Genomic DNA, 14332 nt, shown 5'->3' with positions numbered 1-14332 from the left:
TCGTGTGCCCGTGTGCGCCACCGGAGGCGTGCACGGGCACACGTGTGTCCGGACACCGAGGGGCGATATCCAGTCAGGTCTACGCCTTACCGTGCGGGCACAGGACATCGCCCCGGGTCGTCGTCGGGTGGGACGTCGCGGACACGAAGGGACGTTCGGCACCTTGACAGGGGAACCGAACTTCCGGTCGGCTGACGTGATCTGAACCTTGTGCGGGGAGACGGGGCTCGCAATACTCGGCCCACAAGTTGGCATGGACGCGACTTCTTGTGAGTCGGAAGTCCGCGCTCCATACATCCTCCTGGCCCGCCCCACACCCCGGGCGGTCCAACCCCCCACTGGAGGTTCCACGTTGTCACAGCACCGACGCGTACCCAAGCGCCGCATAGTCCTCGCCGGGTCGGCGGTCGCCGCCCTCGCCGTCGGGACGCTCACGGCCACCACGGCCAACGCCTCCCAGGACGCCCCCACGCTCAAGTCCCTCTCCTCGACGTCGGCGGCCCAGCTGGCCGACCAGCTGACCTCGGACATCAAGGGTGACGCCGGCTCCTACTACGACGCCAAGGCGAACAAGCTCGTCGTCAACGTCACCGACAAGGCGGCCAAGGAGAAGGTCGAGGCGGCCGGGGCGCAGGCCAAGGTCGTCACGCACACCCTGGCCCAGCTCGACTCCGCCAAGGACGCCCTGACCGGGAAGAACATCCCCGGCACGGCTCGTTCGGTCGACGTGAAGACCAACAAGGTCGTCGTCACCGCGGACAAGACGGTCAAGGGCGCCGACCTCGCTAAGCTCAAGAAGGCCGTCAAGGCCCAGGACGGCAAGGCCGAGCTCAAGCGCGCGGAGGGCAAGTTCACCACCAAGATCGCCGGTGGCGACGCCATCTGGGGCGACGGCGGCCGCTGCTCGCTCGGCTTCAACGTCACCACGGCCGACGGCAAGCCCGGCTTCCTGACCGCGGGCCACTGCACCACCGCGATCTCCTCCTGGTCCGACAGCCAGGGCGGTCAGCCCATCGCCGAGAGCGGCGACGGCAAGTTCCCGGGCAACGACTACGGCATCGCCACCTACACCGGCGACACCGACCACCCGAGCGAGGTCAACCTCTACGACGGTGGTACGCAGGCCATCTCCGGCGCCGGCGAGGCGCAGGTCGGCCAGACGGTCACCCGCAGCGGCAGCACCACCCAGGTCCACGACGGCACCGTCAAGGCCGTGGACGCCTCCGTCACCTACCCGGAGGGCACCGTCGACGGTCTGATCCAGACCGACGTCTGCGCCGAGCCCGGCGACAGCGGCGGTTCGCTCTTCGCCGGCGACAAGGCGCTGGGTCTGACCTCCGGCGGCAGCGGTGACTGCTCCGCCGGCGGCGAGACCTACTTCCAGCCGGTGCCCGCCGCGCTCGACGCGCTGGGTGCCAAGATCGGCTGATTCGGTCATCCCCCCACGGCGGAACCCCCCGGACACGGTCCGGGGGGTTCCGTACGTGCACGCGGGCGGTGGCGTCAGCTCAGCTCGGCCGCGACCAGCTCCGCGATCTGCACCGCGTTGAGCGCGGCACCCTTGCGCAGGTTGTCGTTCGAGAGGAACAGCGACAGGCCGTTCTCGGCCGTCTCGTCCGCGCGGATGCGGCCCACGTAGCTGGCGTCCTTGCCGGCCGCCTGGAGCGGGGTGGGGATGTCAGACAGCTCCACGCCCGGCGCCCCGGCCAGCAGCTCGGCGGCGCGCTCGGGGCTGAGCGGGCGCGCGAAGCGGGCGTTGACCTGGAGCGAGTGGCCGGTGAAGACCGGGACGCGCACGCAGGTGCCCGAGACCTTCAGGCCGGGGACGTCGAGGATCTTGCGGCTCTCGTTGCGGAGCTTCTGCTCCTCGTCCGTCTCGGCCAGGCCGTCGTCGACGAGCGAGCCCGCCAGCGGCAGCACGTTGAAGGCGATCGGCCGCTTGAACTTGTCCGGCTCGGGGAAGTCCACCGCCTCGCCGTCGAAGGTCAGCTTCGCGGCGTCGTTCTCCACCGCCTTGCGGGCCTGCCCCTCCAGCTCGGCGACGCCCGCCAGCCCGCTGCCGGAGACCGCCTGGTAGGTCGAGACGACCAGCGCGGTCAGCTCCGCCTCGTCGTGCAGCGGACGCAGCACCGGCATCGCGGCCATCGTCGTGCAGTTCGGGTTGGCGATGATGCCCTTGGGGCGCTGCTTGGCCGCGTCCGGGTTCACCTCCGAGACGACCAGCGGCACCTCGGGGTCCAGCCGCCAGGCCGAGGAGTTGTCGATGACGACCGGGCCCTGGGAGGCGACCTTCTCGGCGATCGCCCTGGAGGTGGCGCCGCCGGCCGAGAACAAGACGATGTCCAGCCCCGTGTAGTCGGCCGTCGACGCGTCCTCGACGGTCACCTCGCCGTCCTTCCAGGGCAGCGTCCGGCCCGCGGAGCGGGCGGAGGCGAACAGGCGCAGTTCGTCGACCGGGACCTTGCGCTCGGCCAGAATCTCGCGCATCACTGTGCCGACCTGACCGGTGGCTCCGACAATCCCGACCTTCATGGGGCTCCTTCGGCTGATCGCGCGGCCTGTGGGCGCCCGGGTGGGGCCCTGCGTATCCCGGCCGCGCTGGCTTTCGTCCGTATCCCGCGTGCCCCTACCCTGCACGGCGCCGGGTAGGGGTGCCAGTGCTTTGATTTCGGTCACAGCACGGCGTGCCGTCCCGGGAGCGCGCGTGAGTACGGCTACGCGCGGGGTGTCCGCACTCCTGCGGTCAGCCCCCGCAGACAGCGTACGGCGAGCGCGGCCGGGCCCCGCTCGGGGTCGTCGGGCCCGGCCTCGCCTGCCGCCCACGTCTCCATGGCGATCCGCATGGCGGCGTTGGCGGCGGCCGCCGCCAGCCGCAGCTCCAGCGGGTCGGTGTCCTCGCGGGAGAGCTGTCCGAGCACGGGCACCAGCGCCTCCTCCGTCTCCGCGTGCACCCGCAGCCACACCGAGTGCAGCGCGGGGTCGCCTCCGGCGGCGCGCAGCAGGCCGCGGGTGCTCTCCAGCGCCTCGGCCTGGAGGCCGGCGTGCGGTCCCTGCGGGGTGAGGGCGCCGCGTACGGCCCGCTCCAGCGCCTTAGCCACGGACAGCTCGGCGGGGGCGGCCGCCAGCTCCGCCAGCCACTGGCGCACCCCGCCGGTCAGCAGGGGAGTGACCGCCTCCTCCTTGGTGCGGAAGTAGCGGTAGAAGGTGCGCAGCGAAACCCCCGCCGCCTGGGCGATGCCCTCCGCCGTGACCCCCGCCGCGCCGTGCGCGGAGAACAGCTCGGCGGCGTGCCGGGCGATCTCCCGCTCCGTCTCGGCTTTGCGGCGCTCGGTGAGGGAAGGGCGGGCGGCGCCCTCGGGGCGGGTGGTCATGGCGCGCAGCGTACGGCAGCGTGCGAGACGGGATACACGATGCGCCTGGATGGCACGTTGTGCCATCCAGGCGTACCGTGGCAGACGGTGGGCGGAGAGGCCACTCACCACAGGAAGCCACTCACAACAGAAGAACAGCGGAAGAAGGAGCAGCCATGAACCGCTTCGACGGGCGCAAGATCCTCATCACCGGCGCGGGCTCCGGCATCGGCCAGGCCACCGTGGTGCGCCTGCTGCGGGAGGGCGGCGACGTCGTCGCCGCCGACATCTCCGAGAAGGGGCTGGAGAAGACCCGCGCCCTGGCCGGGGAGGACGGCACGGACGCCCGCCTGGCCCTCGCCGCCGTCGACATCTCCGACGAGGAGTCCGTGCGGCAGCGGATCGGCGGCGCCCTCGAGGGCCTGGGCGGGCTGGACGTGCTGGTCAACGCCGCCGGCATCCTGGACTCCCGGCACACCGAGACGATGACGCTCGAGTTCTGGAACCGGATCATCGGCGTCAACCTCACCGGCACCTTCCTGGTGACCCGGCAGGTGCTGCCCGCGCTGCTGGCCGGCGGCAAGGGCGTCGTCGTCAACTTCAGCTCGACCTCGGCGAGCTTCGCGCACCCCTACATGGCGGCCTACGCCGCGACCAAGGGCGGCATCCAGTCCTTCACGCACGCCATCGCCTCCGAGTACAGCAAGCGGGGGCTGCGTGCCGTCTGCGTCGCGCCGGGATCCATCGCCTCCGGCATGACCCACAACCCCGGGCTGCCCGAGGACACCGACTACAGCCTGCTGGCCAAGCTGTCGCCCGCGCTCGGTGAGGGCTTCGCGGGCCCGGAGACCGTCGCCGGTGCCATCGCCATGCTGGCCTGCGACGACGGCGCCTTCATCACCGGCACCGAGCTGCGCATCGACGGCGGCACCCACATGTGACCGGCCGCCGGCGGGCGGGTAGGGAGGCCGGTATGAACGCCGGCCTTCCCCACACAGTCCGCACCGCGCGCCCCGAGGACTACGACACCGTCATCGCCGTCGTCGACGCCTGGTGGGGACGTCCCGCCTCGCGCGACCTCACCCGGGTGTTCGTGGACCACTTCTACGAGACGAGCCTGATCGCCGAAGAGCCCGGCGGCGCGCTCGCCGGGTTCCTGATCGGTTTCCTCTCGCCGTCGGAATCCAGCCAGGCCTACGTCCACTTCGCGGGTGTCGCGCCGCACCTGCGGCGCTCCGGGCTCGCCCGTGCGCTGTACGAGCGCTTCTTCGCCCGGGCCCGGGAGGACGGGCGCACCGTGGTGAAGGCCCTCACCTCGCCGGTGAACGAGCGGTCGATCGCCTTCCACGCGGCGCTGGGGTTCGAGGTCTCGGAGCCCCTGCCCGACTACGACGGGCCGTCGCTGGACCGGGTGACCTTCCGCAAGCGGTTGTGAGCCGTCCCTGGAGCCCCCCTCCTGGAGGAACCGCGGGGGTTCCGCCCCTGCGGTTCCTCCAGGAGAGGGAGAGGTGCGGGACGGTATTCGAATAAAGGTTCGATGGCTGGTTTATTGTGGTAGCCGGAACCGAGGGGGTGCTGAAGCAAGGAGGTGCGCGCGATGCCGGCCTTCACGCATCTCCACACCGCCTCCGGCTTCTCCATGCGCTACGGCGCCTCCCACCCCGAGACCCTCGCCGAGCGCGCCGCCGAGCGAGGCATGGAAGCGGTCGCCCTGACCGACCGCGACACCCTCGCGGGCGCCGTCCGCTTCGCACGGGCGTGCGCACGCGCCGGGGTACGGCCCGTGTACGGCGTCGACCTGGCGGTCGCGGACGAGGCGGCGGACGGCACCGCGGGCGCGGCCGCGCACGCGAGGGGCCGCGCGGACGGCACGCCGGAGGACCGCGGCGCCCGCCGCACACCGGTCAGAGGCGGCCGCTTCGTCGACGAGTCGGCACGGCGAGCGGTCTTCCTCGCCCGGGACGGCGCCCACGGCTGGGCCGAACTGTGCCGGCTGGTCACCGAGGCGCACGCCGCCGGCCACGAGCAGCCCCTGCTGCCCCGCGCGGCGCTCGGGGGCGGGGCGGTCACCGTGCTGCTGGGCGCCGACTCGGACGTCGGCCACGCGCTCGGTGCCGGGCGTCCCGATCTGGCCGCCGCCCTCCTCGCCCGCTGGCGCGAGGTCCACGGCGACGCGCTCCGCCTGGCCGTCACCGCCGCGGGCCCCCTCCGCCAGGCCGCCAGGACGCTGGATCTGGCGGCGCGGGAAGGGGTCAAGCCCGTGCTGACCAACGCCGTGCGCTACGCCGACCCGGCCTCGGGCGCCGAAGTGAACGTCGCCGACGTCCTCGACGCCGCCCGCCGCCTCGTCCCCGTCGACCCGCGCCGCGGACTCGACGGCGGCGAGCGCTGGCTGAAGGGGCCCGACCTGATGGCCGAGGCGGCCGGGCGGATCGCCGAGGCCGCCGGATACGGGCCCGCCACCGCGCACCGCCTCCTCGACCTCACCGCCGACACCGCGGCGGCCTGCCGGGTCGATCCCGAGGAGGACCTGGGCATCGGCCGGGTGCACTTTCCCGAGCCCCACCTGGCCGGCACCGGCGGGCACACCGCGGCCCGCGCCCTGCGCTCCCGCTGCGCCGCCGCGATGGTCACCCGCCGCTACGACCGGGAGCCGGGACGCTGGCGGCGGCTGGACGAGGAGCTGGCCGTCATCGAGTCCCTCGGCTACTCCTCGTACTTCCTGACGGTCGCGCGCATCGTCGAGGACGTCCGCGAGCTGGGCGTGAGGGTCGCCGCGCGGGGTTCGGGTGCGGGGTCGTTCGTCAACCACCTGCTGGGGATCGCGCACGCCGACCCCGTCGCGCACGGGCTGCTGATGGAGCGGTTCCTCTCGCCGCGCCGGGCCGAGCTGCCCGACATCGACATCGACGTGGAGTCCGCCCGCAGGCTGGAGGTCTACCGCGCCATCTTCGAACGCTTCGGTGAGGAGCGGGTGGCCACCGTCGCCATGCCCGAGACCTACCGGGTGCGGCATGCCATCCGCGACGTGGGCGCGGCCCTGGCCATGGACCCGGCCGAGGTCGACCGGCTCGCCAAGGCGTTCCCGCACATCAGGGCGCGGGACGCGCGCTCCGCGCTGGCCGAGCTGCCGGAGCTTGGCCAGGTGGCGCGCGAGGACCACGGCGAGCACTTCTGGGACCTGGTGGAGGCGCTGGACGGGCTGCCGCGCGGGGTGGCCATGCACCCGTGCGGGGTGCTGCTCTCGGACTCCTCGCTGCGCTCCCGCACGCCCGTGGTGCCCACCAGCGGGGAGGGCTTCGCGATGGCGCAGTTCGACAAGGACGACGTGGAGGACCTGGGGCTGCTCAAGCTGGACGTGCTGGGTGTGCGCCTCCAGTCGGCGATGGCGCACGCGGTCGCCGAGGTCGAGCGCGCGGCGGGGGAGCGGATCGACCTGGACGCGCTCGGGGAGGGCGACCAGCCGACGTACGAGCTGATCCGGGCCTCCGAGACGCTGGGCTGCTTCCAGATCGAGTCGCCGGGCCAGCGCGACCTGATCGGACGCCTCCAGCCGGAGACCTTCCACGACCTGGTCGTGGACATCTCCCTCTTCCGTCCGGGGCCGGTCGGCGCCGACATGGTCCACCCCTTCATCGAGGCCAGGCACGGGCGGCGCCGCATCGACCACCCGGACCCGGCGCTGGCCGAGCCGCTGGCCGAGACGTACGGGGTGGCGATCTTCCACGAGCAGGTCATCCGCATCCTGGCCCGGCTGACGGGCTGCGACCGCGGGCGTGCGGACGAGGTGCGGCGGGTGCTCAAGGACGAGGAGCAGCGGCAGGGCGCGCGGGCCTGGTTCGTGCGCGCGGCCGCGGAGCAGGGGTTCGCGCCCGAGGTGATCGCACACGCCTGGAAGCTGGTGGAGTCCTTCGGCTCGTACGGTTTCTGCAAGGCGCACGCGGTGGCGTTCGCCGTGCCGACGTACCAGTCGGCGTGGCTCAAGGCGCACCGGCCCGCCGCGTTCTACGCCGGGATCCTGGAGCACGACCCGGGCATGTACCCCAAGCGGCTGCTGCTGGCGGACGCGCGGCGGCGCGGGGTGCCGGTGCTGCCGCTGGATGTGAACCACTCCTCCGTGTCCTATCGAGTCGAACTGGAGTCCGAATCCGGGCTGTGGGGGCTGCGCCTCGCCCTCGCCGAGGTGCAGGGCATCAGCGAGGCCGACGCCGCCCGCATCGAGGCCGGCGCGCCCTACGCCTCGCTCAGCGACTTCTGGCGCCGCGCCCGCCCCTCCCGCCCGGTCGCCGAACGCCTCGCCCAGATCGGCGCGCTGGACGCCTTCGCGCCCGCCGGCAACCGCCGCGACCTGCTGCTGCACCTCGCCGAACTGCACCGCGCCCAGCGCGCGGCCGGAGCGCGCGAGGGCCAGCTCGCCCTGGGCGAGACCCCCGAACCCGGCGCCACCGGCGACACGACGCGCCAGGCCGAGCCCGTCCACCTGCCCGACCTGGACAGCGGGGAGCGCCTCGGCGCCGAACTCGACGTCCTCGGCATGGACACCTCCCGCCACCTGATGGCCGACCACCTCGCCTTCCTCCGCGAACTCGGCGCCCACTCGGCCCGCACCCTGCGCACCGCACGGCACGGCGAGACCGTGCTGATCGCGGGCGCCAAGGCCGCGACCCAGACCCCGCCGCTCTCCTCCGGCAAACGCGTCATCTTCACCACCCTCGACGACGGCACGGGCCTGTCCGACCTCGCCTTCTTCGAGGACTCGCACGCCGCCTGCGCGCACACCGTCTTCCACTCCTGGCTGCTGCTGGTGCGCGGCACGGTCCAGCGGCGCGGCCCGCGCAGCTTCAGCGTCGTCGGCTCCGCCGCCTGGGACCTGGCCGAACTGGTCGAGCTGCGCCGCGAGGGCGGCCTGGAGGCCGTCACCGCCCGGCTCGCGGAGCCTCCCCGCCCCGCCACCTCCCCGGACACGGAGGAGCCCCCCGAGGCCGAGCAGGCGCACGGCCCCGGCCGCACCGTCGAGGTCGCCCCCGGCTACCGGATGCACCCCTGGGCCGACCTCCGCCCCGCAGGAGAGACGGCGAACTCGCCCAAGGCGCTGCGCAAGCTGTGGCACTCCAGCCCCGGGAGCGCGGGATGACCGACGCCGACGACGCCGTCCGGGCCGCGGAGACGACCGGCGAACCCCACATCCTCTACGTCCACTTCGGGGCAGCCCCGCACCCGCGAGCCGCACACCGCGCACCTCACGAGGGCCGCTACGAGGAACTCCTCGCGCTGCTCACCGACATCACCCCGCTCGTCCAGGCACTCCCGCCCGACGCCGCGCTCGCCGACGTACGGGGCGCACTGCGCTACTTCGGGCGGAGCGCGGCCGAACTGGCGCAGCTCGTGCGGCTGCGGGCGCTCGCCCGGCACGGAACCGACTGCACCGTCGGCGTCGCCGCGAGCCCGCTGCTGGCCCGGATGGCGGCGCAGGCGGGCGAGCCGGGACGGATCCGCCAGGTGCGCCCCGAGGAGGCCGCCGGCTTCCTCGACCGCAGGCCGGTCGCCGCCCTGCACGGAGTGGGCCCCGCGACGGCCCGCACGCTGTGCGCGTACGGGCTCGACAGCGTCGGGCGGGTGGCGGCCGCGCCCCCCGCCACCCTCCAGCGCATCCTCGGCGCGGCCCAGGGCAGGCGGCTGCACGAGCGGGCGCGTGGCATCGACCCCACCCCCGTCACCCCCACCGCACCCGCGCGCTCGGCCGGCGCGGAACACCGCTTCGAGCGGGACGAGCTGGATCCGGTACGGCGCCGGAGCGCCCTGCTCACCCTCGCCGACGACCTCGGCTTCAGGATGCGCGCCGAGGGACAGGTGGCACGCGCGCTGTCCCTGACCGTCCGCTACGCCGACCGCTCCGCCACCACCCGCACCCGCGCCCTGGCCGAACCCACCGCCCACACCCCGGCACTGGCCGCGGCCGCCTACGCCCTGCACGACGCGCTCGGCCTGCAACGCGCCCGCGTGCGCGGGGTCGCCCTGCGCGCCGAGGAGCTGACCGCCGCCGAACTCGCCTCGCGGCAGCTCTCCTTCGACGTACGCGACGAGAAGGCCCGCCGTGCGGAGGCGGCGGGCGATCGCGCCCGCCGCCGGTTCGGCGCGGCTGCGGCCCGGCCGGCGGGGTCGGCTCCGCCGCGGGCCGCCTAGTGGTTTTGCTGCGGCTTTGATCCGGTACGGGGGTGCCCCTGTCCGTGGTGGGCGGTCCGCGGGTGGGGTGTGGCTTGTCGCGCCGTTCCCCGCGCCCCTTCCGGGGCGCGGGGTTTTTGCTGGTCGGTTGGGCGGAGGCGGTGGGTGATCGTGCTCGCCGCCGGTTCGGTGTGGCCGCGGCCCGGCCGGCGGGGTCGGCTCCGCCGCGTGCCGCCTAGTGGTTTTGCTGCGGCTTTGTTCCGGTACGGGGGTGCCCCTTGCTGTTTCGTCGCAGGATGCGGGTGCGTTGTGGTTGTTCGCGCCGTTCCCCGCGCCCCTTCCGGGGCGCGGGGTTTTTGCTGGTCGGTTGGGCGGAGGCGGCGGGCGTCCGCCGTGTGCCGCCCGGAGATTTTCCGCGCCTGCGGCTCCTGCTTCCGGCAAGGGCGTGCCCCTGTCCGTGGTGGGTGGTCCGCGGGTGGGGTGTGGCTTGCCGCGCCGTTCCCCGCGCCCCTTCCGGGGCGCGGGGGTTTTACTGGTCGGTGGGGCGGAAGCGGCGGAGGCGCAGGCTGTTGCCGACCACGAAGACCGAGGAGAAGGCCATCGCCGCGCCCGCGATCATCGGGTTGAGCAGGCCGGCCGCGGCCAGCGGCAGCGCCGCCACGTTGTAGGCGAAGGCCCAGAAGAGGTTGGACCTGATGGTGCCCAGCGTGCGGCGCGAGAGCCGGATGGCGTCGGCCGCCGACCGCAGGTCACCGCGGACCAGGGTGAGGTCGCCCGCCTCGATCGCCGCGTCGGTGCCGGTGCCCATCGCCAGCCCCAGGTCCGCCTGGGCGAGCGCCGCCGCGTCGTTGACACCGTCGCCGACCATCGCGACGGAACGGCCCTCGTCCTGTAGCCGCTTGACGACGCCCACCTTGTCCTCGGGCATGACCTCGGCGATCACGTCCTCGGCGGCGATGCCGACCTCGGCGGCCACCGACTCGGCGACGGCCCGGTTGTCGCCCGTCAGCAGTACGGGGCGCAGCCCCAGGCCGCGCAGCCGTCCGATGGCCTCGGCGCTGGTGGGCTTGACCGCGTCGGCCACCTCCAGCACGGCGCGCGCCTCGCCGTCCCAGGCCACCGCGATGGCGGTGCGCCCGGCCCGCTCGGCCTCCTCCCTGGCCGCCGCCAGCTCGGCGGGCAGCTCCATCGCCCAGTCGGCGAGCAGCCGCACCCGGCCGACGAGCACCGCGTGCCCCTCGACGACGCCCTGGACGCCGAGCCCGGGGACGTTGGCGAAGTCCTCGGGCACCGGCAGCGCACCCGTCTCGCGCTCCGCGCCCCTGGCGACGGCCCGCGCGAGGGGGTGTTCTGAGGCGTTCTCCAGGGCGCCCGCCAGGCGCAGGGTCTCCTGCTTGTCCGTCCCCTCGGCCACGTGCACGGCCAGCAGCGTCATCTCGCCCGTGGTGACCGTGCCGGTCTTGTCCAGGACGACGGTGTCGGCGCGGCGGGTGGTCTCCAGCACCTCCGGGCCCTTGATCAGGATGCCGAGCTGTGCGCCGCGCCCCGTCCCGACCATCAGCGCTGTCGGGGTGGCGAGCCCCAGCGCGCAGGGGCAGGCGATGATCAGGACGGCGACGGCCGCGGTGAACGCCGCGGTCAGTCCGGCGCCGATGGCCAGCCAGAAGGCGAGGGTGGCCAGCGCGAGGAGGATGACGACGGGCACGAAGACGGCGGAGATGCGGTCGGCGAGCCGCTGGGCCGCGGCCTTTCCGTTCTGGGCGTCCTCCACCAGCTTCGCCATCCGGGCCAGCTGGGTGTCCCCGCCGACGCGGGTGGCCTCGACCACCAGTCGCCCGCCGGCGTTGAGGGTCGCTCCTGTGACGGTGTCGCCGGCGCCGACCTCCACGGGTACGGACTCACCCGTGAGCATGGAGGCGTCCACGGCGGAGCTGCCCTCGGTCACGGTGCCGTCGGTGGCGATCTTCTCGCCGGGCCGGACGACGAACCGGTCGCCGACGGCCAGCTCCTCGGTGCGGACGCGGACCTCGCGCCCGTTCCGCAGGACGGTGACCTCCTTGGCGCCCAGCTCCAGCAGCGTGCGCAGGGCCGCGCCCGCCTTCCGCTTGGAGCGGGCCTCGAACCAGCGCCCGGCGAGGATGAAGGCGGTGACCCCGGCTGCGGCCTCCAGGTAGATGTTTCCCGCGCCGTCGCTCCTGCCGATCGACAGCTCGAACGGGTGCGTCATCCCCGGTTCGCCCGCGGTGCCGAAGAACAGCGCCCACAGCGACCAGAGCATCGCGGCCGAGGTGCCGACCGAGATCAGCGTGTCCATGGTGGCCGCGCCGTGCCGCAGGTTGACCCAGGCGGCCCGGTGGAAGGGCCAGGCCCCCCACACGACGACCGGCGCGGCGAGGGTGAGGGAGAGCCACTGCCAGTACTCGAACTGCAGGGCGGGCACCATCGCCATGGCGATCACCGGCACGGCCAGCACCACCGAGCCGGTCAGCCGCTGGCGCAGGGTCCGCAGCTCGTCGTCGGCAGCGGCGTCGGGACCGCCCCTCGCCCCCTCGCCCTCGGATGCGCTGCCCGGTTCGGGGCGCTCCGGCTGGGGCGGTGCGGCCGTGTAGCCGGTGGCCTCGACGGTGGCGATCAGGTCGGCGACCTGCACGCCGCCGTCCATGCTGACCCTGGCCTTCTCCGTGGCGTAGTTGACGCTGGCGGTGACGCCCTCCATGCGGTTGAGCTTCTTCTCGACCCGGGCGGCGCAGGAGGCGCAGGTCATGCCGCCGATCGCGAGTTCGACACCGGTGGCCTCTCTCGGCGCCGAATCGGTGTCTCCTGCGGTGGTCTCACGGGTGGTGGTCATCGTGTCTCCTCGGCGACCCGGCCTGTGTCAGTGCGTGTCCGGCGGCGTCGAGCGCCGCCCCTACTGTGTCATACCCGGCTGGGGTATCGGTAGCGCTGAGGTCATGTATACCCCCCGCCCGTATGTATCGCAAGTGCTCCTCTGGAACGAATAACTACCTCCGGGGGGTATTGCGGGCTGCGGGTTTCTCCGGCGGGGCGCGGAGTGAGCAGGTCTGCGGGCACGCGCACCGGAATTCGTCCGGTGCGGGTACTGGTCAGTTTCCTTACTCGCGCGTAAGTTATCGGCCGCTCAACAGCTCCGCTCCCACCCTCATCCCTCACAGCACGAGGAGCAGGACATGAAGCGCAAGCCGACCGCCCCCACCGCGCGGCGCACCCGCAGATTCACCGTCACCGCCGTGGCCACCGCGTGCGCGGTGGTGGCCCTCCCCGCCACCGCGAGCGCCGCCGCACCGGCCGACGGCGCGGCGCACAGCAGCGGCTGGAACGACTACTCCTGCAAGCCGTCCGAACGGCACCCCCGCCCCGTCGTCCTGGTCCACGGCACCTTCGGCAACTCCGTGGACAACTGGCTGGGGCTCGCCCCCTACCTGGTCAAACGCGGCTACTGCGTCTTCTCCCTGGACTACGGACAGCTGCCGGGCAAGCCGTTCTTCCACGGGCTGGGCCCCATCGAGGACTCCGCCAAACAGCTGTCCGCCTACGTCGACAAGGTCCTCGCCGCCACCGGCACCAACGAGGTCGACCTCGTCGGCCACTCGCAGGGCGGCATGATGCCCCGCCAGTACCTCAAGTTCGGCGGCGGCGCCGAGAAGGTCAACGCCCTCGTCGGCATCGCCCCCAGCAACCACGGCACCACCCTGAGCGGGCTCGCGCAGCTCGCCGACCAGTTCCCGCCGGTCGGCGACGTGGTCGAGGAGATCGGCCCCGCCCTGCTCCAGCAGAAGAAGGGGTCCGCGTTCCTGAAGAAGCTCAACGAGGGCGGCGACACGGTGCCGGGCGTCGACTACACCGTGATCGCCAGCAGGTACGACGAGGTCGTCACGCCCTACGAGACGCAGTTCCTCGACGGCCCTGACGTGCACAACGTGACGGTCCAGGACCTGTGCCCCCTCGACCTCTCCGAGCACCTGGCCATCGGGCTGACCGACCGGGTGGCCTGGCACGAGACGGCGAACGCCCTCGACCCCGCGCACGCCACCCCCACCACGTGCCTGTCGTGACCCGGTAGGGGGCGCTTGCCGCTCCCCGGTGGGAGATCAGCCCTCGGTGTGGATCTTCTCCGCGTACCGCGGCCCGTAGTACGCCTCCAGGAACTCCAGGGAGTCCCCGGAACGGTCGAGGGCCTTGGCGAGCCGGGCGCGGTGCGGCACCGCGTCCGGCCGCCAGGTCTCCGGCTCCCAGAGGCCGGAGCGCAAAAACGCCTTGGCGCAGTGGTGGAAGACCTCCCGCACCTCCACCACGAGCGCCAGCCGCGGGCGGTTGCGCCTGGCCACCATCTCCTCGAGGAACGGCGCCTCGCGCACGATCCGCGCCCGGCCGTTGACCCGGAGGGTGTCGCCGCGGCCCGGCAGGAAGAAGACGAGGCCGACGTGCGGATTGGACAACACGTTGAGCAGTCCGTCGACGCGCTTGTTGCCCGGCCGGTCGGGGATCGCGAGCGTGCGGTCGTCGAGCACCGTGACGAAGCCGGGCGGATCGCCCTTGGGAGAGACGTCGCAACTGCCGTCCGCCGCCGAGGTGGCGACGAGGCAGAACGGTGAGTGCGCCAGCCACTCGCGGTCGAGCGCGTGCAGCGTGGTGCGGACCTTGTCCCGGGTGTGCTGTGCCGGCTCACCGACGAGGGCGCGCAACTCCTCCTCGCTGGTGACCTCCACCATGGTTTCCTGCTCCATGAGCGCTCCGCTTCGTCGCCGTCAGGGGGCCGTCGAGGCCGTGAAGGACTAAGAGCGTACGGCGCCGCCTCCCCC

The 14332-nt window shown here is 73.3% G+C and carries 10 protein-coding genes; 6 read left to right on the top strand and 4 right to left on the bottom strand.

Annotated features, from left to right (window positions below; all coding sequences use genetic code 11):
- Positions 1–352 precede the first annotated feature (352 nt).
- Positions 353–1429, top strand: coding sequence for a S1 family peptidase (locus MMF93_RS06740; protein WP_242750163.1), 1077 nt, complete (start codon positions 353–355; stop codon positions 1427–1429).
- A 74-nt stretch (positions 1430–1503) separates the two neighbouring features.
- Here MMF93_RS06740 and MMF93_RS06735 read toward each other — a convergent pair whose 3' ends face one another.
- Positions 1504–2532, bottom strand: a complete 1029-nt coding sequence (locus MMF93_RS06735; protein ID WP_242750162.1) for an aspartate-semialdehyde dehydrogenase — start codon at positions 2530–2532, stop codon at positions 1504–1506.
- Between the two features lie 182 nt (positions 2533–2714).
- The gene (locus tag MMF93_RS06730; RefSeq protein ID WP_242750161.1) at positions 2715–3371 is read right to left on the bottom strand and encodes a TetR/AcrR family transcriptional regulator; all 657 of its coding nucleotides are present in this window, start codon (positions 3369–3371) and stop codon (positions 2715–2717) included.
- Positions 3372–3526: 155 nt separating this feature from the next.
- Between MMF93_RS06730 and MMF93_RS06725 the strand changes: the two genes are divergently transcribed.
- The 4 genes from MMF93_RS06725 to MMF93_RS06710 all read left to right on the top strand — a co-directional run bounded on the left by MMF93_RS06725 (position 3527) and on the right by MMF93_RS06710 (position 9533).
- Positions 3527–4291 (top strand): SDR family NAD(P)-dependent oxidoreductase, encoded by a 765-nt coding sequence (locus MMF93_RS06725; protein ID WP_242750160.1) that lies wholly within the window; start codon positions 3527–3529, stop codon positions 4289–4291.
- Between the two features lie 32 nt (positions 4292–4323).
- Positions 4324–4785, top strand: coding sequence for a GNAT family N-acetyltransferase (locus tag MMF93_RS06720; protein WP_242750159.1), 462 nt, complete (start codon positions 4324–4326; stop codon positions 4783–4785).
- A 162-nt stretch (positions 4786–4947) separates the two neighbouring features.
- Positions 4948–8484 (top strand): DNA polymerase III subunit alpha, encoded by a 3537-nt coding sequence (locus MMF93_RS06715; protein ID WP_242750158.1) that lies wholly within the window; start codon positions 4948–4950, stop codon positions 8482–8484.
- Positions 8481–9533 (top strand): DNA polymerase Y family protein, encoded by a 1053-nt coding sequence (locus tag MMF93_RS06710; protein ID WP_242750157.1) that lies wholly within the window; start codon positions 8481–8483, stop codon positions 9531–9533. Before MMF93_RS06715 ends, MMF93_RS06710 begins: the two co-directional genes overlap by 4 nt.
- A gap of 508 nt (positions 9534–10041) precedes the next feature.
- On the opposite strand, the gene MMF93_RS06705 is transcribed toward MMF93_RS06710, so the two are convergent.
- Positions 10042–12360, bottom strand: a complete 2319-nt coding sequence (locus MMF93_RS06705; protein ID WP_274709430.1) for a heavy metal translocating P-type ATPase — start codon at positions 12358–12360, stop codon at positions 10042–10044.
- A gap of 340 nt (positions 12361–12700) precedes the next feature.
- Here MMF93_RS06705 and MMF93_RS06700 point away from each other — a divergent pair, with 340 nt between their 5' ends.
- Positions 12701–13585 carry an esterase/lipase family protein gene (locus tag MMF93_RS06700; RefSeq protein WP_242750156.1) on the top strand — a complete coding sequence of 295 codons (885 nt, stop codon included), beginning with the start codon at positions 12701–12703 and terminating at the stop codon, positions 13583–13585.
- Positions 13586–13621: 36 nt separating this feature from the next.
- Here MMF93_RS06700 and MMF93_RS06695 read toward each other — a convergent pair whose 3' ends face one another.
- The gene (locus MMF93_RS06695) at positions 13622–14257 is read right to left on the bottom strand and encodes a pyridoxamine 5'-phosphate oxidase family protein (protein ID WP_242750155.1); all 636 of its coding nucleotides are present in this window, start codon (positions 14255–14257) and stop codon (positions 13622–13624) included.
- Positions 14258–14332 lie beyond the last annotated feature (75 nt).

Origin of the sequence: Streptomyces tubbatahanensis (genome assembly GCF_022699385.1) — a bacterium.
Classification (GTDB): Bacteria; Actinomycetota; Actinomycetes; order Streptomycetales; family Streptomycetaceae; genus Streptomyces; species Streptomyces diacarni.
This window is presented reverse-complemented; position numbering and strand designations above follow the sequence as displayed.